21 protein-coding genes are annotated in these 24,149 nt (G+C 49.5%); 5 read left to right on the forward strand and 16 right to left on the reverse strand.

The window, feature by feature from the left end; genetic code table 11:
* Window positions 1–475 precede the first annotated feature (475 nt).
* A complete protein-coding gene (locus tag DRI82_RS16655) occupies window positions 476–865 on the forward strand; it encodes a GFA family protein (protein ID WP_114195027.1) in 390 nt (129 codons plus the stop codon).
* Between the two features lie 24 nt (window positions 866–889).
* On the opposite strand, the gene DRI82_RS16660 is transcribed toward DRI82_RS16655, so the two are convergent.
* The 4 genes from DRI82_RS16660 to DRI82_RS16675 form a co-directional block, all read right to left on the reverse strand.
* Window positions 890–991, reverse strand: coding sequence for a hypothetical protein (locus DRI82_RS16660; protein WP_114195028.1), 102 nt, complete (start codon window positions 989–991; stop codon window positions 890–892).
* A gap of 4 nt (window positions 992–995) precedes the next feature.
* A complete protein-coding gene (locus DRI82_RS16665; protein ID WP_114195029.1) occupies window positions 996–1,676 on the reverse strand; it encodes an HAD-IA family hydrolase in 681 nt (226 codons plus the stop codon).
* Window positions 1,673–2,071 carry a RidA family protein gene (locus DRI82_RS16670; RefSeq protein WP_114195030.1) on the reverse strand — a complete coding sequence of 133 codons (399 nt, stop codon included), beginning with the start codon at window positions 2,069–2,071 and terminating at the stop codon, window positions 1,673–1,675. The genes DRI82_RS16665 and DRI82_RS16670 overlap by 4 nt, the downstream gene beginning before the upstream one ends.
* A gap of 89 nt (window positions 2,072–2,160) precedes the next feature.
* Window positions 2,161–3,261 carry an alanine racemase gene (locus DRI82_RS16675; RefSeq protein WP_245956867.1) on the reverse strand — a complete coding sequence of 367 codons (1,101 nt, stop codon included), beginning with the start codon at window positions 3,259–3,261 and terminating at the stop codon, window positions 2,161–2,163.
* Window positions 3,262–3,372: 111 nt separating this feature from the next.
* Between DRI82_RS16675 and DRI82_RS16680 the strand changes: the two genes are divergently transcribed.
* The gene (locus DRI82_RS16680) at window positions 3,373–4,278 is read left to right on the forward strand and encodes a LysR family transcriptional regulator (protein ID WP_114195032.1); all 906 of its coding nucleotides are present in this window, start codon (window positions 3,373–3,375) and stop codon (window positions 4,276–4,278) included.
* A gap of 119 nt (window positions 4,279–4,397) precedes the next feature.
* Here the strand turns inward: DRI82_RS16680 and DRI82_RS16685 are convergent, their stop codons facing one another.
* From DRI82_RS16685 to DRI82_RS16700, 4 genes are all read right to left on the reverse strand, one after another.
* Window positions 4,398–5,327, reverse strand: a complete 930-nt coding sequence (locus tag DRI82_RS16685; RefSeq protein WP_114195033.1) for a DUF1177 domain-containing protein — start codon at window positions 5,325–5,327, stop codon at window positions 4,398–4,400.
* A gap of 365 nt (window positions 5,328–5,692) precedes the next feature.
* A complete protein-coding gene (locus tag DRI82_RS16690) occupies window positions 5,693–6,427 on the reverse strand; it encodes an IclR family transcriptional regulator (RefSeq protein ID WP_114195034.1) in 735 nt (244 codons plus the stop codon).
* A 54-nt stretch (window positions 6,428–6,481) separates the two neighbouring features.
* On the reverse strand, window positions 6,482–7,312 hold the full coding sequence (locus DRI82_RS16695; RefSeq protein ID WP_114195035.1) for a nitrilase-related carbon-nitrogen hydrolase: 831 nt from the start codon (window positions 7,310–7,312) through the stop codon (window positions 6,482–6,484).
* An 89-nt stretch (window positions 7,313–7,401) separates the two neighbouring features.
* Window positions 7,402–8,748 (reverse strand): purine-cytosine permease family protein, encoded by a 1,347-nt coding sequence (locus DRI82_RS16700; protein WP_114195036.1) that lies wholly within the window; start codon window positions 8,746–8,748, stop codon window positions 7,402–7,404.
* Window positions 8,749–9,555: 807 nt separating this feature from the next.
* On the opposite strand from DRI82_RS16700, the gene DRI82_RS16705 reads away from it, so the two are divergent.
* Window positions 9,556–9,717, forward strand: coding sequence for a stress-induced protein (locus DRI82_RS16705; RefSeq protein ID WP_114195037.1), 162 nt, complete (start codon window positions 9,556–9,558; stop codon window positions 9,715–9,717).
* Window positions 9,718–9,887: 170 nt separating this feature from the next.
* Here the strand turns inward: DRI82_RS16705 and creD are convergent, their stop codons facing one another.
* The 3 genes from creD to creB form a co-directional block, all read right to left on the reverse strand.
* Window positions 9,888–11,285 (reverse strand): cell envelope integrity protein CreD, encoded by a 1,398-nt coding sequence (gene creD, locus DRI82_RS16710; protein WP_114195038.1) that lies wholly within the window; start codon window positions 11,283–11,285, stop codon window positions 9,888–9,890.
* An 82-nt stretch (window positions 11,286–11,367) separates the two neighbouring features.
* Window positions 11,368–12,789, reverse strand: coding sequence for a two-component system sensor histidine kinase CreC (gene creC / locus DRI82_RS16715; protein WP_114195039.1), 1,422 nt, complete (start codon window positions 12,787–12,789; stop codon window positions 11,368–11,370).
* Complete coding sequence (gene creB, locus DRI82_RS16720) at window positions 12,786–13,484, reverse strand: two-component system response regulator CreB (protein ID WP_114195066.1); 699 nt, start codon at window positions 13,482–13,484, stop codon at window positions 12,786–12,788. Before creB ends, creC begins: the two co-directional genes overlap by 4 nt.
* A gap of 245 nt (window positions 13,485–13,729) precedes the next feature.
* On the opposite strand from creB, the gene DRI82_RS24560 reads away from it, so the two are divergent.
* On the forward strand, window positions 13,730–13,861 hold the full coding sequence (locus DRI82_RS24560; protein ID WP_281269788.1) for a hypothetical protein: 132 nt from the start codon (window positions 13,730–13,732) through the stop codon (window positions 13,859–13,861).
* A 7-nt stretch (window positions 13,862–13,868) separates the two neighbouring features.
* On the opposite strand, the gene DRI82_RS16730 is transcribed toward DRI82_RS24560, so the two are convergent.
* The gene (locus DRI82_RS16730; protein WP_114195041.1) at window positions 13,869–15,380 is read right to left on the reverse strand and encodes a Na+/H+ antiporter NhaC family protein; all 1,512 of its coding nucleotides are present in this window, start codon (window positions 15,378–15,380) and stop codon (window positions 13,869–13,871) included.
* 313 nt (window positions 15,381–15,693) lie between these two features.
* Here DRI82_RS16730 and DRI82_RS16735 point away from each other — a divergent pair, with 313 nt between their 5' ends.
* Window positions 15,694–16,794: a baeRF11 domain-containing protein gene (locus DRI82_RS16735; protein WP_114195042.1), complete on the forward strand. Its 1,101-nt coding sequence runs from the start codon at window positions 15,694–15,696 to the stop codon at window positions 16,792–16,794.
* A gap of 163 nt (window positions 16,795–16,957) precedes the next feature.
* Here the strand turns inward: DRI82_RS16735 and DRI82_RS16740 are convergent, their stop codons facing one another.
* The 4 genes from DRI82_RS16740 to tdcB form a co-directional block, all read right to left on the reverse strand.
* Window positions 16,958–19,753 carry an autotransporter outer membrane beta-barrel domain-containing protein gene (locus DRI82_RS16740; RefSeq protein WP_114195043.1) on the reverse strand — a complete coding sequence of 932 codons (2,796 nt, stop codon included), beginning with the start codon at window positions 19,751–19,753 and terminating at the stop codon, window positions 16,958–16,960.
* A gap of 275 nt (window positions 19,754–20,028) precedes the next feature.
* Window positions 20,029–21,246, reverse strand: a complete 1,218-nt coding sequence (tdcD, locus tag DRI82_RS16745; protein WP_114195044.1) for a propionate kinase — start codon at window positions 21,244–21,246, stop codon at window positions 20,029–20,031.
* Window positions 21,247–21,300: 54 nt separating this feature from the next.
* Window positions 21,301–22,629: a threonine/serine transporter TdcC gene (tdcC, locus tag DRI82_RS16750; RefSeq protein WP_114195045.1), complete on the reverse strand. Its 1,329-nt coding sequence runs from the start codon at window positions 22,627–22,629 to the stop codon at window positions 21,301–21,303.
* 25 nt (window positions 22,630–22,654) lie between these two features.
* On the reverse strand, window positions 22,655–23,647 hold the full coding sequence (tdcB, locus tag DRI82_RS16755) for a bifunctional threonine ammonia-lyase/L-serine ammonia-lyase TdcB (protein WP_114195046.1): 993 nt from the start codon (window positions 23,645–23,647) through the stop codon (window positions 22,655–22,657).
* Window positions 23,648–24,149: the final 502 nt, after the last annotated feature.

The following is a 24,149-nucleotide window of genomic DNA, read 5'->3' on the forward strand; positions in this document are numbered from 1 at the left end:
GTCAAGCGCGGTAATCGTTGCAGAATGCGGGGGAAATGCCAGTCTTTCAGTAACGTAAGTAGCTAAAATGCGAGACATTTCGCAGAGAGTAATGAAACTCATCGCAGTTGAACTGAAGCTGCGGGCTGGTTCAACGCTAATATATCAATCGCGATTCGAGCCATTTTGCCTCCTTATGTGTAAAGCAATCCATTAACAAAAGCAGTCCATTAACAAAGGTTATCCGTCCTCTTCTGCACACTCAGGAACAGCATAGGCAATTCTTGTTTCAGCAGAAATCCGTGATGAACTGGTCGGACGTTTTGTTTTTACGCTGACTGATCTGAATAAGTGCCTATACTTGCCAAATCATCACAGAATAATCGTGCTGCAATGTACACAGCCGCAGCAGTTTGCTCGGTTTCGCGCCACGACAACAACGGCTGTTGTGGCCCATGGGATACAGCTCGGTTACTTGGCAAAAAGGCTGCAGAAGATGCATAAAACGTTCACCGGCGGATGTCTATGTGGGAACATCCGTTTTGAAGCCATCAATCCCCTACACCCGCATACGTGCTCATGCGATATATGTCAGAAACACACCGGTGCACTGACTGCCATGTGGTTTGAATTTACCAAGGAAAATGTCAAATGGACGGGTGAAGGGGGTGTTCCCTCAACCTTCCGTTCGTCCGCGTATTCCAGCAGATCATTCTGTTCACGCTGTGGAAGTTCAGTGGGTGCAATTGATGACGAACCCACCCTGGCGCTATTGGCGGGTGGATTTGATGAAGGGTGTGTTCCTGAACTGCCTCCCGTCTACCATTCATTTGATGATATGGCTCCAGCATGGTGGCGGTCCCTGTTCTTCAAGAATCGAGGCTGATACGAAAACCGGTCATCAACATCATCAAGCACCGACCGCCGAAATCCCCAGCGTGGTGGCAAACACAGTTGCCGTAAACAGGTCGAGAAATGACTTCCCCACCCACACGCTGGAGTTGCCACTCATCCCTTCATGCTCCCGCCGAAATACTCGACAAGTCAGCCGCCAGGCTGTCAAGTGTAGTCCTTGTGATCAGAGGCTCAGGAGCGCCCTCAGGGGCCGTCAGACCGATGCGGTTGTGCCATATAGTCGGCAACCCTACCTTCGCGGTGCCAAATAGGTCATAGGCTGAACCGGCTACGAACACCGCATTGCCCGGTGCGACGCCCAGCGTTTCAAGGGCCAGGCGATAAGGCGCTGGGTTCGGCTTGTAGAACCCCGCTTTTTCCGATGTGATGACCACATCGAATGGCACACCTACCCGATCTGCGGCGATACTGCCCAGTCTCTCCGAGCAGTTGGTCACGATGCCCAACTTGTAATGTGGCTTGAGTGCCGCCAACGTCGCCTTGACCTCGGCCCATGGCTGCAACTCGCCCCAGCGTGCTTCCAGTTCCGCAGAGGCTTGGCTACCGAGCCCGACTGCAATCGCGGCTTCTTCGACCAATCTTTCATAGGATCGATAGCTGCCGCAGCTATAGGTAGCCTTCAGATACGCCATGCGCCATGTACGACCCCTGTGCTCTGAACCGGCGACTGAATTCCACAGTGTCCACGAGTCCAGCAAGGCGGTCAGAAGATCGAACAGAACGAGCTCGACCAGAGCTGGGGGTTGCTTGGGTCGCAGATTATCGGCAAAGTTTAAAGTCATTGCAGGGATCCCTGTTCAGGAGAAAAAAGCTCAGCGACAGCGGTGATCTCTATCAACGCACCGTAATGAAGTTTGCCGCAGGGGATGATTGAGCGCGCTGGTCGATGAGCACCCAGCAACTCCGCGTAATGTGTATTCACGGTTGACCAGTGCTCCACATCAGAGATGAAGATCTGCACGTTTACCAGATTCGCCATGGTTGCATCAGCGGCACGTAGCACCGCTTCGACATTGGTCATGGCTTGCATGAACTGGGCCTCAATGCCGTCGGGAAAAGTGCCCGATCGCGGATTGAAGGGCAACTGCCCGGAGATGAACAACAAGTTCCCCGAAACCACTCCCTGCGAGTAATGTCCCCCCGGCAAGGGGAGCTGTTGTGATGTGATAATTTTCATAGATATTCTCCGTTCAAGGGTTCGCCGTGGATGATGGATACGCCTTTACTGTTATGGATTAATAGCGGGCAGTAGAAAGAAAACGCTATTTACCAACCCGCGAAGCGTGGCCAGTAACCGAGGTGGCGTCCCTCGGTCAGAACGTGATAACCGCTGTGCTGTGCGGCGGTAGCGCACGCATGATTGGGCAAAATTCGCAGTTGCGTGCCTACCGGCAGCACCAGGACGGCTTCAGGGTTTCCCGAGCGCGAGGAAATGATCCCGTGCTCCTGATTGACCGCCGTAACGATCAGATCGCCTATAGGCTGGCCTGACAAGTCGCAGACAATGCCGTACCCTTGATCCACGCGTTGTTTGGCAGTACCACGGTCGCGAGAAAGCGCCATCCAGCCGGCATCGACAATGATCCAGCCTTTCTCAGGCTGATGACCAATGACCGTAGTCAGTACCGAGACAGCGATATCCTGCACATCGCACACTCCAAGCCCAGCCATGACCAGGTCAAAGAACGCAAACACGCCAGCCCGAACCTCCGTGATGCCGGATAGATCCTGAGTAAACAGTGCTGTGGGGGTGGAACCTATGCTGATGATCGACAGATCGAACCCCGCCTCGTTGAGCAGTTGTGCGGCCTCGACTACTGCGGCACGCTCTTGACGTGCGTAGGCCTCGATTTCGGCGATTGATCGGCTGTCATAGGAGTTTCCTGCGTGGGTCATAACACCGCTGACCCGGACCCCACTGTGACTAAGCAAGTGGGCGATCTCGACCAGTAATGTCGACTGCGGCGCGATACCCGAGCGGTGTCCGTCGCAGTCGACCTCAAGAAGTACTTCGAAGGCTTGCCCACTGCTGCACGCAAACTCAGCCAGGAGGCGAGCGCTTTCAATATTATCCAGTACCAGTTTCAAGTCCGCCCCTTGTTCTAACAAGCGGGCGGCATGAGCGAACTTATTGGGGGAGATACCCACGGCGTACAAGATGTCGGTGAAACCCGCAGCAAAAAAGAAGTCCGCCTCACGCAGTGTAGAAACTGTGATGGGGCCTCGTCCGTCAGCAAAGAAGCGCTCGGTGACCTCCAGACATTTGTTGGTTTTGACGTGTGGGCGTAGTGTCACGTTGAACGGTGCCAGCTTTTCACGCATACGCAGGATATTACCGTCCAGGCGGTCGCGGTCCAATAACAGCACGGGGGTGTCGGTTAGTTCTTCCATTTGTTCTCTCCGGTAAAAGCGCTATTGTAAACCGTCAGAATCACTGTAAAGTTTAATCTTCCTAATTCTATGATTCAGTAATTCTTAATGACAGATGCATTTGAAATTCGCTTCTTGCTGGTCATCCGGGAAAGCAAAAGCCTGCTGGAAGCATCACGTAAACTGGGGCTGACGCCTTCGGCGGTCACTCAGCGACTTCAGCAGATGGAGAAGAAACTAGACGTCCGACTGCTGGACCGGTCCGCACGACAACTACGCTTTACCGATGAAGGCGAGCTGTTGTGTGTTCGCGGGGCCGAGTTGCTTCAGCAGTTCGACGCGCTGCTGGAGGACCTGCACCAACGGCGCAGGGGTTTTGTCGGCAAGTTGAAAATAAACGCCCCCTTCGGCTTTGGTAGGCAATACGTGGCACCTGCGGTTGCGGCCTTCAAAAGCTTGCATCCGGAAGTTGAGATTGCCCTGACCCTGTCGGACCAGCCGATGGTGGAAGCGAGCGACCGCTTCGATGTGGTGATCCATATTGGTCAGCTTGCCGTGTCCAATCTGGTGTGTCGCACCCTTGCGCCAAACCGCCGATTCATCTGCGCCTCGCCTGCTTTTATTGCGCGGCACGGTCTTCTCGATAGCCCCGAACAACTCACCCATCAGCCCTGTATAGCACTGCACGAGAACAATGAAGACGTGACCCTATGGCACCTTAGTCGAGGCCAGGAAATCCAAAGCATACGTATTCACCCTGCGCTCAGTAGCAATGATGGCAACGTGATCAGGCAATGGGGATGTGACGGGCAAGGCATTATCCTGCGCTCCGAGTGGGATGTTGCCGACGCTTTAGCGGACGGTAGTCTTGTGCGGCTGCTAACGGCCTGGGAGTTGCCGGATGCGGATGTCGTGGCGCTGACCCATCAGCGCGAAGGACTGCCGGAGCGCACACGCAATTTCATGCGTTTCTTGCAGGAATCTTTCCTGCCTGTTCCGCCCTGGCGCGCTTGAATCCGCGACAGGCCCCGCCAGATGACATTATTCAGTTAGAAATAAAAAGCGGCTGAATAACCAGCCGCCAATGTGTCGATAATAATAGACTGGGAAGAATTATAATTCCCTTTCTACAATCACTTAACCGATTGCAGATGACTCATGCTGCCGTAGAGAGCGAGTAATCGGGCATATTCATCCGCATCATAGAAATTGCAGATGCCATTGCCAAATTCTTTGGCGACCTCGATGGCAAATTTCACCACCAGCGCAATATCGGTTTCATGGCTGGCGCCAGTGGCGCAACCCGGAACCACCGATTCCGTGCAGATAGCAACGCCGACAACGGGTGCCATTGTTGAAGTTGATGGCTGCATGATGCTGTTTATATGATGGATACCGTTACCGTAAGGCGTAATATCCTGCATGGTAATAGGGAATGTCACGGCCCTGCGGCCACTGGTCATTTCCATAATACGCAGAAGATCTTCCGCCACCCGCAGAATATAGCCCTCTTTCACCGTCGGTGATAAGGCATACCCTTTATGGTTGATAATCCGGTTACCCTTGGTGGTGTCGAGCGACAGGATCGCATCGGCTTCGGGTATGGCTTCATTTTGCCCCATCGGCGCGTCGTCGATGGGAGAATCCATAAAATCAACAGGACTGTGTGGACGCGTCGGTGCATTAGGGCAGATGTGGGTGGTGATAATCACATCTCCCGGCAGCACGTCGCCCTTCTGCTGCATGTCCGCCAATTTCAGTCCGCACGCGATGGCAGCAATCGCGCCATCGGCATCCGAGACCAGACCAATGCGTGACGGTCTGGCACCCACACCGCCGAGACGGCCGATAATGCCTAACGTTGGCGCATGGCCAGAGCAGATCTTTCCTCGGGAGCCGGGGATCTTGATACGAACAAAGTCGCTGCTCCCCCTCGTTCCTGTTACACGTACCGAAGTGGCACTTACTGTTGGGTAATTTGCAAATAAGGCGACAACATCGTCGCCATTTACCGTTGCACTATCAAGCAATTCAAATGCGCAAAATGTCTGTTTAAGGCTCATAAAGCTCCTTTAACTCTGTAAAAAATTTTCCCTGGTGAAGGCGTAATAAGTCTTTCTTTTAAAACATTTTTCGGCATCTATTTGGCCGATTTTTTATAAACGTGGCTGCGGGTAAATAGTATCGGATCTTTACCTCTACGCTACGTTTGGTGTTTCCCTGGTGAGGGCGTAGTACTTTTTACTGGTAACAATTTTATTGATCAGCGATCTCCGCGCTGATTCTTCATGTTATGGCTAAATCGACAATCTCAACGCTATGGCTCCTTTCTGCTTTGGTGGGTGTCCCTGGTGAAGGCACATGGATTGTTTTTTATAAAAAATGTATATCATTCAAAATATTATGGTCTTGCTTTTACTTACTGCCGCTATCGGCCAAACCAGTAGGGGTCGCCAACTGCACCGCCTATCCTTGCCGCATGTTTGCAGACTACTTGTGCGAGTTGTTGAATCATCTCGTCGGTCACCTGCGTAGCGGGCATGCTCAGACAGAGCGCGATTGACTCCTCCCTTACCGGATCGTAAACAACGGTGGAAACAGAGGCGACGCCTGAGACATATTCATTAATCGACGATGCCCATCCCTGTTTGTGAATCTTCTGTAACTCTTGCTTCAGCCATTCCTGCCGGGTTGGATCTCGCGACAGGAAGAAATTCTGTACTTCCGGTGTGGCTCGTGTGAGCAAAATGCGCCCGGTAGAGGTCTCCGTGACGGGCAACAACGTACCGGGCTGTGTCACGACCTGAATCATCTGGCTGCCAAGACGTGCATGAGCAACCCGAACCTGGTCGCGATCGATGACAGAAGCGTAACTGGTGAATCCCGTTTCCCGCGTCATGTCATTGAGCGACGTCAGTACCAGATCCACGAACGGATGAGAGAGCCTGAGCCGATGGGCGATTTCCAGGATCATCATTCCGGGACGATAAATCGGTGCCTCTTTGTTTTTCTCCAGAAAGCCATAGTCCGCCATCTGTTTTAGCAAGCGGGATGCAGAACTTTTGGGCATCCCCAGTTCATTGACCAGGGACGTTACCGTCAGCTCATTGCCGGTTCTTAGGTAGAGCTGATAAACATCCATCACACTCGCCAGAATACTCATACTGTGCCTGCCTCGTAGCCATCTGTTGCATTGCTGGTTGAGCCCAGACGTTGTCTAATTCTTCCTGTCCACAAGGGCGCTATAGGACTGCGGAAATCTGTCCCGCAAATAAGGAACGTTCAGCCGGGTGTGTGCCTGAGCGAGGAAATCGACCTCGCACAGCAGCAACTCTTCCCCGGACGTACTGGCCTGAGCCAGCGTCTGCCCGCGTGGGCCGATCAGTTTACTGCCGCCAAAAAGAGGTAAATCCCCTTCCTGACCCCAGCGGTTCACCGCCACCAGATGGGTGCCATTTTCCAGCGCACGGCAGGCCGTATTAATGTCCCATACGTCCTCATCCTGGGCGCACCAGGCAGACGGCGCGAGCAATAGCTCTGCCCCGCCCAGCGTCAGGATGCGCGCGACTTCAGGGAATCCCATATCGTAGCAGATCATGATGCCGATTTTGCCTATCGGCGTGTCGAACACCGGGTAACTGTCACCGCGGGTGAACCACTGTTTCTCCATGCCGAAAGCATGTACTTTGCGGAACACGCCGCTGATTTCAGACGAGTCTGGCACCCAAACCCCGACCGAGTTATAGATTTGCCCGAGATACTCGCCGCGCTCAATAAAACCGCTGACGATGGTGATATCGAGCTTGTTAGCCAATTCAGTAAATAACTGACTGGTCTCGCCGTCACGTTTTTCGCTCAGATCCCAAAGTCGCGTGGTCAGCAAGTCTCCGCGATAACCCGTCGTGGCGAGTTCAGGAAAGCAGATCAGCTTTGCACCCTGATCCGCCGCCTGATGGCAGTAGGACGCCATCCGCTGGAGGTTATGCCCTTTATCTCCGAGCACAGAATCGAACTGGGCCAGCGCAATGCGAGCAGTAGTTAACGACATACATCACTCCTCTAAATCCACCCGATTCCTGATATCAAGGCTGAGGCCGATTTACCGTCAAACGTTCAGTAAATCGGCTATTCATCGCCTTAATCCATATATTTCACTTTGCGGAAATGCACAGCATCTTTGTCGCGACCACGCGCGTAAAAGCGCATTCCCAACCAATAAAGCAGCGCACTGATCAGCAGGGAGTTCAATGCCGGGACCCCGATATCGGCGCCAAATGGCCCCAGGGACGAGGTAAACAGACCTACGAGCACCGCCAATATCCAGGCTACCAACGTAACCGGGTTCAGCAACTCGCAGGTTTCCGGCAACAGGCCTTTGGCACGGGTGACGGCCAGTTCTGCACGATCGCGTTTTAGTACGTAGTAATCGACAACAATAATGCCTGCCACTGGCGGTATGGCGATCCCCAGATAGATCAGGAAACCAATGAAGTGATCGAGGATGCCCAGAACGGAGGCGATGGTGCCGAAAATCCCGATACCCCACGTCAAATACCGGCGATCGAAGCGACGGTTAAAAATGGCGTTCAGTAGGGTCGAAAACCCCAGTGATGACGAGTACAGGTTGATATCATTCATTTTAATCGTCGCGAAGATAACGATAGATGCACCCAGTAAACCGGTCAGCGTCATCATGAGATCGAACACTTCGGACGTGCGCAGTGCCAGTGACATCAGCACTGAAATCATGTTAACCAACAGTTCACCGAAAAAGGTGCCGATCAGTGTCATCCAGAACACGTCTTTCGGTCCTTTCATGAAACGGCTGATGTCCGGCGTGGTGATGGCAGCGATAATGAAACCACCTGCCACCATAGTGATTGCCGCTGGCATACTCATATGTGGCCCGGCAGGTTGCGTTGAGGACATCAACACGCCGATATCCTGACCGGACATCAGGCTAACCGTCGCCCACACCAGAGCCAGTAAAAAGAGCGGTGTAGAAATATTGGCTGTAATAGAGAGGAACCGATAACCGTAAACGGTTATCACCGTGACCGCGAGACCGGTAATGATCGCCCAAATCGGCGTAGAGAGAATGCCCGTGGCTTTAAACATGCCGTCGGCAAAAAAGCCGTTTTGCACGCCAAACCAACCCATAAGGGAAATGGCTATCGCCCCACCGATTAGCGCCGATCCAATCTTCCCAAAGCCGGCCCAGCGGGAAAGCAGACTGATTGACAGCCCTTCCGAACACGCCGCAGCACCCAGCGCCCAGCTGACCACCTGTAAAATAACGGAACCAAAGATTGTCGCCCAAAACGCTTCCCAAAATGTCAATCCGTAGCCTAATGCGGCACCGAGCATGACTTGGGAGACGCACGCGAGAGCGCCAATACGGATGATCAACACTTCAAAAAACGGCCTACGGGCACTGAGCGGTACGCGAGCCAGAGAGAAATCTTCACCTGAATTTCCAGCCATCCCTTCACCTTTCCTATTTCGCCATCAGACACTTGTCGAAAGTTCCATTTTATGGAACCCGGTTCCATTTCTTGTTATGGTGTTAACCATAGCCAAAGATCGCGCATTTGTGCAATGATTTATTTCTTACGTGTGAGATAAATCGCGAGAAAAGACCGCTTGAAAACTCGTCCGATGCTTCACTAATCATGAAGATAACAAATGGCGAGTGCAGACTATGCAAGAACACACGCTGAATAAGAGGGTTAAGCCACTCTCCTACCCTTGTTTTCTCAGCAAGGAATCGCAGAGGGTCTCTGACGTCCTGCATTGTTCAGGATTGTCTGAATGCTTTTGCCAATAAAGCCGTTAAAAACAAAACATAACGCAAAATAGAAGCAACGGTGAGCCACGCTTAAACTTTCAATAAGAATTGTCCTAATGCTCTGAATGCCCTGCTTGACGTAACCAGATTTAGGGATATTGCGGATCGGGTATTTTATTGGTCATGATCATAATAGAGAGGGCGAGTTTTGATTATTACTTTCCAATGATTTTTTATCTGATTAAACATTAAAATCCTTAAATATTAATTAAATACAGTGAGCATGTGCGGAATGCACGCCGATAAGCGCCAGGCAAGCCGGATAATATGAATGAGTAAGCTAATGTTTCTGATAAAATATCAGCTGTTTTCTTGTTGTTTTTGAGAAACAGATTAATACTTGAGGGGTGATTAGGAATATTGCTCGCGAAATATGGATAGGGTCGCACTTTCTAAATGCTGACTTCATCTCATTTATCTCTAAAATAGAGCAGGAGAACGTTATGACTGAGCAACGTGGTCGTTCAAAGAGTTTCGCACCAGACAAAAATAAAAAGCCGGATGCCGATAAAAAAGGAGGACAGGATAAAAAGGGAGGAACATCAAAGAAAGAAACAGATCGCGCGGCTGATGACAAGAAAGGCGATAAGGGCAAAGGCAAGTAGTTGATCGCCTTTTTTATTATGCCCCCTTTGCTCGTCTGTTGTTGAATCTCAAAAAGAGTTGAATCTCAAAAAGAGTTGAATTGTGAAGGATTGAGTCTGGAAACAGATTGAATCGGCATAAATAACGGGCAGTTGCTTTACGCGCTGCCCGTTACTCGTTGCTTCCCTGATTATTCCCAAAGGCGGAAACGCTTATCCTCCGAAGGCCCTTCACTGGCTGGGGCTGCTATCTCAGTAGTGTCTGCCTCGGTTTTACGTGGCGCAAATCGGGTATCTGCGATGCGATACCAATCCAGGCGTCGGGTCAGTAGCATCACGGTGGCCAAAATTGCAAACAGCATTACCGAGCCCAGCACCAGCGCGTTATCCTGCGATTGCAGCAGCAGGAACAGAATACCGTAAAGAAGCAATAACCCGGCAGTAAACATCCCACCGCGCAACCAGCCTTGCAATACTGAACTCAAATAGAAACCGATCAGGGCGCTGCAGGTCAGACTGGCGAGCAAATAGGCCGCAGCAAAACCGATATGTTCCGAGAACGCCAACAGCACCAGATAGAACAAAACCAAAGCGAAGCCGACGAGCAGATACTGAATCGGGTGAACCCGCAGCCCGGTCAGGGTTTCGAACAGGAAAAATGCCATGAATGTCAGGCCAATAAACAGCACAGCATATTTCACCGCCCGCTCACTCAACTGGTAATGGTCAACAGGCTCGATCAGACTGGCGCTGAACGCAGGCAGATTATTGATCTTGATTCTGCGGTCGCTCGCGAAGCTGTCGTTGATGTTGTTGGCAAACCAACTGCTGCGCCACGTCGCCTCGAAACCTTTGTCGGTAATCTGCCGTTCTTCCGGCAAAAACTCGCCGAGGAAGTTGGGATGCGGCCAGTTGCTGCTCAGTTTAAGTTCGGTCATCCGCCCCAGCGGTACCACCGACAGATTATGCGTACCGACCAGATTCATCTCGAAGGCAAAGTTGAATGCGCCCTGCTTCAACTGTGACAACGCGATCGGCGCGTGGGTACCTTGCGCCAGCTCTTCCAGCCGCGTTCCCGGTTCAAAGGCTATTTCACTCTGACCCAGCTTCAATGGGGAAATATGCTGAATACCGCGTGGATCGCTCAGCGCCACCACCAGGAACGGCTGGCCCAGTTGAACATTAGGATTAATCAGCAGATCGTCGATCTTGGGTGTTTCGAATTTGCCGGTGAATGTCATCGGCCCATGATAAATTTGGGTCTGGTAAATGCCGATCTTGCGCTGTTCGACTTTCGGTGCCCCGCTAATTGCCAATGTTTCAGGCAGCACCATGCGCATGCCGTGATAGACGCTTTTTACTATTTTGCCGTCTCTCTCAGTCTCACTCCATTCTTCATAAGGCAGTACGATAAGCGGTGCCAACACTTTCTGTGACCGGCTGGTGCTGGCACCGACCTGATCAACCACTGTCTGCTGGTAGAGGCTGCGTTCGATAATCACCCCCCGCAACATGCTGACAGGCAGCAGCATTAACGATATCAAACCCAGCAGGGCCGTAATTTTCCAAAACAGTACCGACTTAAACATGATCATTTCTCCGTATGTTGATAAGGAGACAATAAATGGGCTACGTGAAAGGAAAATGTGCCTGTGTGAAGTCCCTGTGAAGTCAGGTAATGGGCAGCGATAACATCGCTTTCGCACCTTGCGGGTCGGCGTTTTGCAGCACAATGCTTCCCTGATGCAACAGTGCGACCTCCCGGACAAAGTTCAGTCCAAGGCCGGTGCTTTTATGCCGGTCAGCGCGCGGCAATGAATAGAAGCGATCAAAGACTTTATCCAGGGCGTAATCGGGAATACCGCTTCCCGAGTCAGTGACGCTGAGGAGATAGCCACCTTCCGTGCGTTCCCCGTCGATCGCGACGGTGCCGCCATGTGGGGTAAAATCCAGCGCGTTATCGATCAGATTGGTCAATGCCTGACTCAGCAGCAGTTCATCGCCGTGCAATCGTGCAGGATCCAATCGCCCTATCTTCAGGGCTATACCGCGGCTTCGCGCCTGCGCCTCTTTCCCGGCGACCGTTGCACCAATCAGTGAGGCGATCTCCAGCGGCATCAGTTCCACACCCACGCGGCTCTCCAGTCGGGACTGAATCAGCAATTTATCGATCAACCGCTGGATGCGTTCACTCTGTTGCTCGATGTTGATCAGAAAACGTTTTGCCGTGGCTGGTGGCGGGGATTCCTGTAGCAACTCTGCGGCACCGCGTATCGCAGCCAGTGGACTTTTCAACTCATGGGTCAGCGTGTGTACATATTGCTCAACGTAGGTTTTGCCCTCCAGCTTCAGGCGCATGCTTTCCAGCGCCTGCGCCAGACGATCAAGTTCTACGCTGCCGACACGCGGCAGCGGCGGGACTTGCCCACTGGCAACCGCATCTGCGTAGCCGACCAGCCGCGAGATAGATCGGTTGATCCACCACACAAAGGCCATACCGATCAACAACGCGATCCCCAATAACAGGCCGCCCGCCAGTAGGATGCGTCTTTCGCTGCGGTTGATTACCGGTGCCATGGCCTTATTCGGTTTACCAACGCTCAGCACGCCAAGCAGCCGTTCACCATCAAGCACCGGCGCAGCCACATACATCACCGAGCTCTCTTCATCTTGCGGATCGAGCCGCGTGCTGCGCGCGCCATATTTCCCGCGCAGCGTGAGATGGACATCATTCCACCGGGAGTAATCCTGACCTACAGCCTCGCCGCTGGAGTCAAAGATAACGCGCCCATCCAGGTCAGTCAGATAGACGCGGTATTCATTGCGGTTCTTGCGGATGCCACCAATATTGGCGCCAATCGGACGTTGATTGAGATGGCTGAAGGCATCGACCAGCAATCCGTCGCTGACATTGCCGAGCAGCATATCCTTGCGCGCGAACTGGGCCAGGACGTTGGCGGTATCGACCAGCGTTCCCTCCGTCGCCCGGCGCACGCCGGGTTTGACCTCCTGTAAAAAAATGCTGACCACGAAATAGCCCGCCACGGCGACGATCAGGAAATAGCCGATGAGCAGCCGCAGACCGATTTTCATACTTGTCGACTCAGGCTGTAACCGAGACCACGATGGGTCTGAATGGGGTTGGATGCGTCGTCTATCGCCTTTAGTTTCGCCCGCAGGGTTTTAATATGGGTATCAACCGTGCGATCCATACTCTCTTCGGCACCCGCCCACACGGTGTCCATCAATTGCTGACGGGAGAAAACCCGCCCCGGAGCCAGCAGCAGCGTTTTTAGCAGCAGATATTCATAGCGCGTCAGTATCAATGGCTGGTGGCGATAAAGGATGGTGGCGGCGTCCTCATCAAGCACAAATACCCCGAGCGCCACAGCCGAGGGGGCGCTCTCCCGCCGTTGCTGTTTCTGCAAGCGGCGCAAAATCGTGCGCACTCTGGCGCTGACTTCACGCGGAGAAAAAGGCTTGGTCACATAATCATCAGCGCCGATCTCAAGGCCGATAATTCGATCCAACTCGTCGTTACGCGCAGTCAGGAACAGCACCGGTAGATTTTCATCGTGAGACAGCAGTTGACGACAGAGATCGAACCCATTGATATCCGGTAACCCGACATCCAGAATCACCAATGCCGGAGCCTGCTGTGCCAGCCGTTGCAGCGCGGGTTCCCCCCGATCAAACCACTCGACGCTGAAACCTTCACTTTCCAGCGTGTAAATCAGTGTGTCGGCGATGCTCGGTTCGTCTTCAACCAGCCAGATCAGCGGCTTTATGGTGCTCCTTGTTGGATTCATCTTCGGTATCATTCCTTTAACAGTAACGACTGATTTGGGGTATTCATCATACGAGTATTCAGTGGGGATCCCAATGCTCAGACGCATATTCAATCACCAATATAGGCAGGCTGAATAGGGTTGACAGAGGATTTGGCACTATACTGTGAGTGACGGCCACCCCCACCTCCGCCCGCAAGAGCAACGCCGCGGTACTGGGTTCTGAGTGCAATGGGGTAAACGGGATGAAAAAATGTATTGTCGTGATTCTTCTGCTTTGGCTGACGGCCTGCACAACCGGTCACGTTGGCGTAAGCGGCGGTTCGAATGGTGTGTCCAGCATCAGGGTCGGTACCGGTGTCGGGGTTCGTTTATGATCGGCCATCAGTGCTGCTCCTTCGTCATGGCGACAGACCCTTTATCCGGTTGATCTCTTTCTATTGGGATGCGACGGATCTTGAAACCCGTTATGCCCAGCAACAGCGTAAAAATCGGCGCCGCGATATTAAAAACGGCAAACGGCATATACGTCATCGTCGATACACCGAGAACCGCAGCCATATAGGCTCCACAGGAGTTCCAGGGGATCAGTGGCGAAGTGACAATACCTGCGTCACTGACAATACGCGATAAATTCTCTGGAGCCAGTCCACGTTTGGCAAACTCGCTGCGGAATAACTTGCTGGGCAATAACAACGCGATGTACTGATCCCCTGCCGTAATATTGAGCCCTATCGCGGTGGCAACGACCGAGAAAAAAAGGCGGCCAACAGTTCTCGCCCGCAATAAAATCGGTGTCACCAGTTTGTCGAGTAGCCCGAAGTCATCCACCATGATGCCGAAAGTGACCGCACCAATTATCAACCAAATCGTTAACAGCATGCTGTCCATACCCCCGCGCGAGAGCAGTGCATCCATTTGCGGGATCCCTGAATTCTCCTGGAAACCCGTTGCCATCGCCAGCCAGATGCCTTTTGTTGCCGCGAGCGGTGCCGCAATATCGGGCTCGGCAATAAAGCGGGCAATGGCCTGCGGTTGAAGAAACGCTGCCATGACACCGGCTAGCAAGGCGGCACTCATAATCGCCAGTGGGGCGGGCACCTTACGTACTGATAATAACAATAAGAAAACCAGCGGCAGAAGATTCCAGGGAGTGATATGAAAAAGTTGGTCAAACCGAGCCAGTTCAGCTTGAGTGACCAGCGAATCAAAACTGGCTTGTTGATTAATCCCGAGTAACAGGAAGGCTATCAGCGCCGAGAGTGCAGCCGGGATAGTGGTCCAAAGTTGTGCTCGGATATGGCTATACAGCTCAACACCATTCAACTGCGCGGCCAGTACGGTGCTCTCCGAAAGTGGTGAAATTTTATCCCCGACATACGCCCCGGAAATGACAGCACCGGCAGTAATCTCTGGCGATAGGCCAATCATATTCGATAGCCCGACCAATCCAACACCAATAGTGCCCGCGGTGGTCCATGAGCTACCAATACTCATGGAAATAATCACGCAGATAATAAATGAGATCGGGAAAAACCAACCTGGCGTAATAAGAATAATACCGTAATACACCAACGTTGGGATGGTGCCTGACATATTCCAGGTGCCAATCAGCGCCCCCACAGCCAGCAGAATGAATATTGCGCCCACTACGGTCGATATACCTTTTTGACTGGATTGAGCGATGTCTTCCCAGGAATATCCATTCTTCAAAACGATGACTGACACAATCATCGTGCAGAGAATAATCGCGACTTGCATAGGACCATTAGCCGCCTGAAGCCCAAATAAAGCCACCGATGCCCCTACCAGAAAAACCAGTGAAAACAGAGGAATAAAGGCATCTATATAGGATGGTGACTTGATAACGCGTTTTTTGGGAGGAACAAGGGCCATAGGCACCTCCAGAGATTGTTAAACAGTGATTCACCCATGACCACGCCTGGTTACATGAGTTTTACCCGCCATATCACAGATTAATCTCTATTCAGTATAGTAATATAAAAGTCGTGGGGAAATTATCTTTACCGCTTGAGGGTGTTGGAAAGTCCTCATATCACCCATTACGCCCAAGTTTGCATTTTCTTTTTATTTACTTGGCCTTATAAAAAAAAGATCGATTCTGAGGATAAATACTTTGTAGCCGCTAAAATAAAGTGGTGAAAATTGAATAAAACATTGGCCGTACCGCAACTCTGTGAGGTTATCTATGTTATACGTTGATATTCCCAGTCGCGAAGAGTTCTTGCGCCTCTCTGACATTCGCTCAGATGCGTGCATTTCAATCTACATCGAGACATCCCCACTGCGTCAAAAACTCGAAACCAGCAAGATTCAATTTGGGAATTTTATTAAAGAGGCTTTGCAGCAACTGGTCGAGAAAGGTTTTGATAAACGGCGTCTCGCCTTGTTGGAAGAAGAACTTTATTCGGTTCTAAAAGATGAATCTTTTTGGGATCTCCATGCCCGGAGTTTGGCGGTGCTCGCCACGCCAGAAACTGTCAGAACCTTCAGGCTGGCCAATGACTTGCCTAACCGTCTGGACGTCAGTGAGCGTTTCTATCTGAAACCCTTGCTTCGTGCCCTCACCTTTGCGCATTCAGCGTATATCCTGGCTTTGTCAGAAAATAAAGTGCGACTCATCGAGTTTTTTAGCGATGCGCCAGCCGTAGACATTGAAGTAGCGGGTATGCCGACCCAGTTGCAAGAGGCGATGGGCGATGCAGCATCACACGATTATAACCATGGTGCTGTGCATGACAAAGTTCGTCTGGCTCAATACACGCGTAAAATAGATCAGGCGCTGAGGCCGATTTTCGCTGGTCATGACTATCCGCTTATTCTGGTCAGTACGGAATCCTTGGCATCCATTTATCGTTCTACCAACTCACTGCCCAATCTGACCAATGAAACGCTATTTACCAATGCCGATCATATTGGGACCGCTGAATTAGTGACGCGCGTCCGTCCAATGATGGATAAATACTATCAGTCGCAGTTAGACGCCTTAAAACCGCTGTTTGAGAGCCGTGCTGGGGAACGTCGGGTCACGCAAGATCTCTCAGATACGGCGCGTGCGGCAACGTTTGGTGCGATTGAATTATTAATGATTAATATCGAAAGCCATGCGCCAGGAACGGTAGATGATCAAGGGCGGGTGACATTTGATGCCACGAGTCAGGGGAATTACGGCATTGTCGATGAGATAGCCAAACGGGCGATGACAACCGGGGCGAGGGTCATTGCGGTGCGGAGTGGTGATTTGCCGCCAGGTGCTGATGTGCAGGCAATATTACGTTACCCAATTTGATACAATTTCTGTAACTGGCTGAAAAAGAGAATCCACGCAATTGCGTGGATTCTCATGAGCATACATCATAAAGTTTAAGGGCATCACTATAGAGATATGAGTACTATTTTGGTATTGAAACCCTCTACATTGCCAAAAAACCGACCCCAATCAGAGTCCGCAGTTAAAATGTATAACGATAACCAAGGTTAACCTGCTGCTGATCAAACTTGTTACCTAGCGCATAAACAGCATCAAAATAGAGGTTGTGTTTTTGATTTAACTTCATATTAATACCGACCCCGTTATCCCACCAATTTCCGGCGAATTTATAATGCTCTTTAACCGTATTATTAAAGGTATAACCTGTCTCGCCATCAAACTCTCTGACGTAGCCCGTTTTTAAATAAATATCTACCGGGTTTTCATCGTTAACAAGAGTGTATCCCACGAGAACACTTGCCCGACCAATTAGTGAGTTATAACTGTCAAGTTCCGTCTTCAGTCCATTAGTGGCATTAATGGTTGCGTTCCCTTGATATGAATAAGTCAACTGACCCTGGGGTTCAATATACCAGCCCTCCTGCTTAAGTCCTCGTCCTTGATCCCCTTTAGCGTCCGGATAGTACCGTTTACCTACTTCAACACCTAAGCTAAAGCCATTGGTATCCCCACTCCCTGTAACCGGGTAACCACCGCTGGTTCTGGTATTGAATTCGTTATTCATTCGAACATATTTTGCAATACTATCAATGTATAAGCCGGATTCGTTCTGATAGGTGCCATAGAGACCGATATGATAGCTTTTGGTCTTACCATCACCCACCGAGTAATCGACTTTGCCTTCGCTGGTTCCCGCCATGATACCGTAGTAAATATTGCTATCTTGTTGGTCTTTCCTACGATCAATGCCTAACTGCACGCCCTGATAATCCATATCAAAGCCAGACAATCGCGCACCAGAAAATGAATCTAATTTTCCACCATAAATTCGTCCCCAAGCCTGGCCACCATTTTCTTCATTCTGGCGTATCTGGCCTAATCTTTGTAACAACGTTTGGTTTTCAACATAGTTCAATAGATAGCTTGAATTGAGAATATTGGCTGCGTTTTTAGCCGTATCCGTTAAGTTATTATTACTTGGAGGCGTTTCATTGCCATTTTCGGGCTCTGGTTCATTGCCGTTTTCCGTCTCTTCTTCTTCCTCCTCTTCTTCCTCTTCATTGCCATTTCTTATTAAATCTTGCGCAGATAAGAACCAATCAGTATCTCTTTCGCTAAATTGTGCCTTACCTTTACCAATTTCATATTTATATGCACCAACGTCCACAGTATTATTTGCCAAGGCAAAGTCAGCGTTGCCACCTTCGGTTTGAACCAACATCACTCTTTCGCTGCCATCAATGGTTGCGCCACCTGTCTGGCTATCGTTCACCGCCAGTTTATGGTTGCCGTTTGCCAACCCTGTCCCAGTAACGACCAATAAATCGTGGTAATTATTAATCTGATCAACCGTTGTTCTTAATGCAAATTCACCCGAGCCCGATAAACTCTCCGTGGTTAAAATAACATCATTGGTACCATCTAGCCGGATATTTTGATCGCCCAATAAAACCTTTGAGTTATTGACATTCAAATGAGTTGTTTGAGAGCTTTTAGTGAGATCCCAACGAGAATCTGTCATATCAAGATTAATCTTCCCATTATCATCGATTTCTGAAAATCCAGTAATCGTAGACGCCGGTGCTAATGCCATGTCAATGGTTGCATCCTTGCCCGAAAAGATGCCACCTTTAATATGAAATTCACCGCTACCATTAATAAAAGAGGAAGGAGATGCTGTCGTCAATCCCTCTTGAGTATTTGCTCTGTCAGCATAGTATGAGCTGTATAAGGCGTATGCATTTTTAGTCTCATCGGCTTCTATAGTTGCACTGCCTAAATTAATCAGGCCGCCATTCCAGGCATTCACTGCATGTGAATAATAGCCCGACGTAATTATTGAATTTAGTTGGCTACTATTATTGGTATTAAAGTTAATTTCACCGTTACGAAAAGCGTATAGCCCAGATGCATAATTCCCAGTTGTTGTAATATTTCCTTCCATGTTGACGGTAGCAGACTTGGTCGAAAATACACCATGAGCTGCAACATAGTACTTATTACCAAAATTACAAAGCATTGGCGAATCGTTACAGTTTCCGCTGGTCTTTATATCACTTTTTATATTGGCAATAGTTGGTTGATTATTGGGTAAACCATTAAATGGGCCATTCTCTCCCCATGCATCAACGCCCGCAGCCTTATCGTTAGTCGTTTCAATCAGGCTGCCCTCAACCTCTAAAAAACCACCAGCCTGAACGGCGACAGCACTTGACCAATACCCGTCTGAATAAACATTCCCCAGAACTTTGGCATAGCTGCCGGCTCCCTCAACATAAACAGTACTTAGCTCACTATTATGTGAAGTGACGTCGCCAATAATTTCAATATGACCGCCATCATATGCTTCAACAGCGTTAAAATCCCCTAAACCAAATGTCTCAACATTTCCATTTATAGATATTTTCCCATTATCATAGGCACCGACTGCAACAGAATCAGGACCTAAAGTGGTAACATTGCCATTAATGCGTGTCTCACTATTATTACCAGTGGCTACAGCACCATATGCCTCATCACCGTTAGTTGATACATTGCCGTTTAATGAAATTTTACCGCCACTGGCAGATACGACACCATCGTTCCAATAACCATTGGTGGTGACGTTAAAGACATCCGTAGCGTTTGACATTAGAATAGAGCCATTATTCATGGCATGGGCACCTATACCTGAGTTGGTATTGATGTCTTCAAAGAATAACCTATTCGTTCCGTTGGCCGTAATTGGGTCATTACTTGCATATGAATGAACTGACGGAAAGACTAACAACGAGCATGTTAATTTCAGCAGTGTTTTGTTAAAAGTTGGATTTCTCATCCCTTATACTCTCCATTATGAGTATTTTATCATTTTATTATATTAAACTTTACATTATTTTAACAAAGCAAAGCTTTTCCCTTGCGTTATTTTATAGCAAAACAGATTAAGAAGTACAATCAGAGATATATTTCAAAATATCTCTTTTGAAGGAATTCATGCTAATAGGAATTTTCTAAGGTGAGTTATTTTTATCAAAAGAACGGTCAAGCCTCCAATCTGTTGAAATCGAGTGTAATCTCGCTTTTCAGGTACACGTAATAAATGGTTCTTATTCAGAAAGCGACCTCCGGAACCGCAGTCCCTTTTTGCGTATAGCCAAGGCGGAGGGCATCGAGCGCTATCATTTTTTCTTCATTGGTGGGGATCACCGCCGCGACGACGCGGGAGCGTGACGTGGTGATGACACAGGATAAGCCCGGAGGGGCGCTGTTTTTGGCCGGATCGAGTTCAATGCCAAAAACCGACAGGTGTTGCAGCGTCAACTGACGGATCAACGATGAATTTTCGCCAATACCGCCCGTCAGGATCAGGGCATCCAGTCGGCGCAGCGAACTGGCATGCCCGCCAATGTGCCGGGCCAGGCGGTGGACAAAAGCACCGATCGCCAGACGTGCTCCTTCGTGTCCTTCATGATAAGCCTTCTCCAGTATTCGCATGTCGCCAGATAAACCGGAGATCCCCAGAAGCCCGGATTCCTTATTCAGAATCTGTTCCAGATCCTTCAGGCTCTGCCCGCTCTGGCGCGCCAGATAGGCCAGTGCCCCAACGTCCACGTCACCGCTGCGTGTTCCCATCACCAGGCCTTCCAGCGGAGTCATTCCCATTGAGGTATCAACACTTTTACCGTCCTGTATGGCGCAAACCGATGCGCCATTGCCGAGATGAGCGATGATCAGGCCGCAGTCGTGACTGTCGAGACCCAGGAATTCTGCCGCCTGCCCGGCGACATAACGGTATGAAGTGCCATGGAATCCATAGCGGCGCACGCCCTGTTCGCTGAAATATCGGTATGGCAATGCGTAAAGATAGACCTCCGGTTTCAACGTCTGGTGAAAACCAGTATCAAATACCGCGATCTGTGTGATGCCCGGAAATAACTGGCGAGCTGCATCAATGCCATGCAAATTGGCATAGTTGTGCAAGGGTGCCAGAGGCGAAACTTTTTTTATTTCCGCCACCACCCGATCATCGATTAATACCGAGTCACTGAATATTTCACCGCCGTGGGCAATACGATGTCCAATAAGTAAAATAGAGTTATCGAGACTGCGTTTTTTCAGTTGATTGGCAATGGCTGTTAATGCATCAACGTAATTACCCTTGGCGAGTTGAATCTTTGTGGTTTTATCGATCATTAAAACGCTTGTTTCAGTGCCAATGCCGTCGGCGATTCCAGAGAGCACGGCTTCACAATTGCACGCAGTCAGCACTGAGAATTTAATGGATGATGAACCACAGTTAATTACCAGAACGGTAGGATTTAAAGTCATGTTATTACTCCGCCCGCTTTTATTGGGGCAAATGAAGGGCTTTAGGCGCCCTATTTATAATAATTTGTAGACGATGTTAAAAATGGTCAGCAGACCGATGAGGGTGACAAAGCAGTTTTCCGGCCTGCCCTTGAACCGGGCCAGAGAAGGCAATTTATGGATGGCATACATCGGCAGCAGACATAGCAGTGAGGCGATAATCGGTGCGCCCATGGCTTCAATCAAATCAAGGATATTCGGGTTGATATAGGCCACGATCCAGGTTGATCCCATGATGAATATCATGCTGGCCAGATTGAGTTTTCCGCTGGAGACTTTGGTTTTATCACCTTTATAACCGAATTTGAGGATCAGGCCGTTCAGCCCTTCCAGCGTACCGAGATAGTGCCCGAAGAACGATTTGAAAATGGCGACCAGCGCAATCAGCGAAGCAGCATATTCCAACGTGGTAGCAAAGGTCGACTTACTGCCGGTCATGGCAGAAAAATGGTTGGCCAGATAGGACAGCACCGGAATATTTTGTGCCTTGGCATCCGCCATATTCTCCGGCGACAGGGTAAACAGGCAGCTAAAGGCAAAGAACATCACCACCGCTACCATCAGCATGCTGGCCTTGCCGATAATTTGGGAGCATTTTCTCTCCGTATAATCGCGACCAAATTCTGACTCGTACTCTTCCCGTTTCGATACCACGAAAGAAGAAACGATGGGTGAGAAGTTGAAGGAAAAGACCATAATGGAAATCCCCAACCAGACGGTCACCAGTATGCCGTCACTTCCCAGCAGAGATATCTGACTAAGATCCACCTGCTCGATAACCGAGGCGTTCCAGTAAGGTATCAGTGAGAGTGAAATCAGTATCAGGCAGGCTATGAACGGGAATACCAGAAAACTCATCACCTTGACCATAAGATCTTTGCCGAAATAAATCACTGTGGCCATGAGTAATAACAGCGCCAGCGCGACCACACCCCGGTTGAGCGGCGCGAGCTGGAGCTGGTTTTCCCAGAAGGTCATAAAGGTATTGGTGATGGTAACGCCGTAAATCCACAGCAGAGGACAGATGGCAAAAAAATACAGGAAGGTGATGACCACCCCACCGGTTTTACCGAAGTGCTCCTCGACCGTTTCGGTGATATTGCCTGAACAGTTACTGCCGGATAAGCACAGTCGCGCCAGGGCCCGGTGGCAGAAAAAGGCGATGGGATAAGCCAGCACCAGCATAATCAGAATGGGAATCAAGCCGCCGTAACCGGCGCGGATGGGAAAGAATAAAACCCCGGCTCCTATTGCAGTACCAAATAATCCCAGAGTCCAGGTAGTGTCAGATTTACGCCACGTTTTTGTTTCGAGTGTGGTTGATAAAGCATTATCGATACCCATTAAAAATTCCTTATTAAGATATTTTTTATGAAATACTTCCTAACCCCGTTATTTGTGATACGCGTGATAAATCAATATTGCCGCCTGATATAATGCTGACGGTTTTTTTGCCCGTAATATAATCCGTTAACTTACCGCTTAATAATGCTGCACAAGCCAATGCGCCCGCACCTTCGGTAATAATTTTGTTGCGCTGAATAAGGTCAATCATACTTTTCCTGATTTCATCTTCAGTCACCAGCACAATATCGGTTACCAGCGCCTTGACAATTTCAAAATTCAGATTGCCTGGGCGAGCGACATCACAACCGTCGGCCAGCGTACTGGTTTTACGGTGGTTGGTTATACTGCCGTTATAAAAGGATGCTGCCATGCCGTGAACGTTTTCCGACTGGACGCCAATAATATTGATGGTCGGGTTTATAGACTTAATTGACAGTGCGATACCAGCAATCAATCCACCACCGCCGATTGGCACAATGACATTATCGACATCATAGAGATCTTCCAATATTTCCAACCCGATTGTTCCCTGACCCGCAATAACTTTTTCATCGTCGAAAGGATGAATGAATATGCGGTGTTCCATCTCAATAATTTCACTGGCTTTGGCAATGGTGTCGTTAAAACTCTCACCATGTAGAATAACCTGTGCCGAATAATCCGCTGTCGCGGCTATTTTTGATTTTGGGGCACAGTTTGGCATCACGACTTTGCTGTTAATACCCAACATGGCACAGGACAATGAAACTCCCTGTGCATGGTTGCCCGCTGAACAGGCCACGACACCTTGTCTTCTCTCTTCGTCTGTGAGTGAGCTGAGCTTATTGAACGCACCACGAATCTTGAAGGATCCGGTACGCTGCATGTTCTCAAACTTGAGATAAATTTCGCCATGGCAGCACTCGCTCAGATAATTCGACCTCGCCAGCCCAGTTTTGTAGATGTGCCCTTTCAATCGTTTTTGTGCATCCAATATGTCGTTTAGGGTTAGGGGTAACTTACTGTAAATTTTCATATTTTATGGCCTTGCAGGGTAAGTTATTTTTGGTTGATATTTTAAGTTCGCGGCGATCCTACGATACAAAAAACTGGATTAATGTGATTTGTATAGCAAAATGTAGTGAGCGTGATCGTGTAACCAGTTGTTTATATCAATAAATGGAACGCAATCGACATTCGAAATTTCGAATTAGTTTTTATAATCCGAAAATGCGCTGAAAATCAAAATTTGGGATAAGTGCGTGATAGTGAAAAATCAGAAACACGACAAACCGTGATGCTGCGGGTTTTTGCTGGAATAAAGCGTAAAACATCAAGTATGCTAACTACTCAAAAGGAAAAGGGAACCAGGCCACACGCCAATTTTTCGCCATTAATGCAGAGCCGAAGAGAGTGACGCTGGAAACAGCGATGATGGTCAGAATAGATAATAATTTTATTATTTTTAATAAACTGGTTATTAAATGTTTAATTGTTTTTTGCAATAAATTAAGATTATTAGCTTACGGTTTTTTTAT

The organism is Edaphovirga cremea, from assembly GCF_003332275.1.
Lineage (GTDB): Bacteria > Pseudomonadota > Gammaproteobacteria > Enterobacterales > Enterobacteriaceae > Edaphovirga > Edaphovirga cremea.

Coding starts and splice junctions, on each gene's coding strand:
- DRI82_RS16655 (WP_114195027.1), top strand. CDS start 476: ATGCATAAAACGTTCACCGGCGGATGTCTATGTGGGAACATCCGTTTT.
- DRI82_RS16660 (WP_114195028.1), bottom strand. CDS start 991: ATGAGTGGCAACTCCAGCGTGTGGGTGGGGAAGTCATTTCTCGACCTG.
- DRI82_RS16665 (WP_114195029.1), bottom strand. CDS start 1,676: ATGACTTTAAACTTTGCCGATAATCTGCGACCCAAGCAACCCCCAGCT.
- DRI82_RS16670 (WP_114195030.1), bottom strand. CDS start 2,071: ATGAAAATTATCACATCACAACAGCTCCCCTTGCCGGGGGGACATTAC.
- DRI82_RS16680 (WP_114195032.1), top strand. CDS start 3,373: ATGACAGATGCATTTGAAATTCGCTTCTTGCTGGTCATCCGGGAAAGC.
- DRI82_RS16685 (WP_114195033.1), bottom strand. CDS start 5,327: ATGAGCCTTAAACAGACATTTTGCGCATTTGAATTGCTTGATAGTGCA.
- DRI82_RS16690 (WP_114195034.1), bottom strand. CDS start 6,427: ATGAGTATTCTGGCGAGTGTGATGGATGTTTATCAGCTCTACCTAAGA.
- DRI82_RS16695 (WP_114195035.1), bottom strand. CDS start 7,312: ATGTCGTTAACTACTGCTCGCATTGCGCTGGCCCAGTTCGATTCTGTG.
- DRI82_RS16700 (WP_114195036.1), bottom strand. CDS start 8,748: ATGGCTGGAAATTCAGGTGAAGATTTCTCTCTGGCTCGCGTACCGCTC.
- DRI82_RS16705 (WP_114195037.1), top strand. CDS start 9,556: ATGACTGAGCAACGTGGTCGTTCAAAGAGTTTCGCACCAGACAAAAAT.
- creD (WP_114195038.1), bottom strand. CDS start 11,285: ATGTTTAAGTCGGTACTGTTTTGGAAAATTACGGCCCTGCTGGGTTTG.
- creC (WP_114195039.1), bottom strand. CDS start 12,789: ATGAAAATCGGTCTGCGGCTGCTCATCGGCTATTTCCTGATCGTCGCC.
- DRI82_RS24560 (WP_281269788.1), top strand. CDS start 13,730: ATGAAAAAATGTATTGTCGTGATTCTTCTGCTTTGGCTGACGGCCTGC.
- DRI82_RS16730 (WP_114195041.1), bottom strand. CDS start 15,380: ATGGCCCTTGTTCCTCCCAAAAAACGCGTTATCAAGTCACCATCCTAT.
- DRI82_RS16735 (WP_114195042.1), top strand. CDS start 15,694: ATGTTATACGTTGATATTCCCAGTCGCGAAGAGTTCTTGCGCCTCTCT.
- DRI82_RS16740 (WP_114195043.1), bottom strand. CDS start 19,753: ATGAGAAATCCAACTTTTAACAAAACACTGCTGAAATTAACATGCTCG.
- tdcD (WP_114195044.1), bottom strand. CDS start 21,246: ATGACTTTAAATCCTACCGTTCTGGTAATTAACTGTGGTTCATCATCC.
- tdcC (WP_114195045.1), bottom strand. CDS start 22,629: ATGGGTATCGATAATGCTTTATCAACCACACTCGAAACAAAAACGTGG.
- tdcB (WP_114195046.1), bottom strand. CDS start 23,647: ATGAAAATTTACAGTAAGTTACCCCTAACCCTAAACGACATATTGGAT.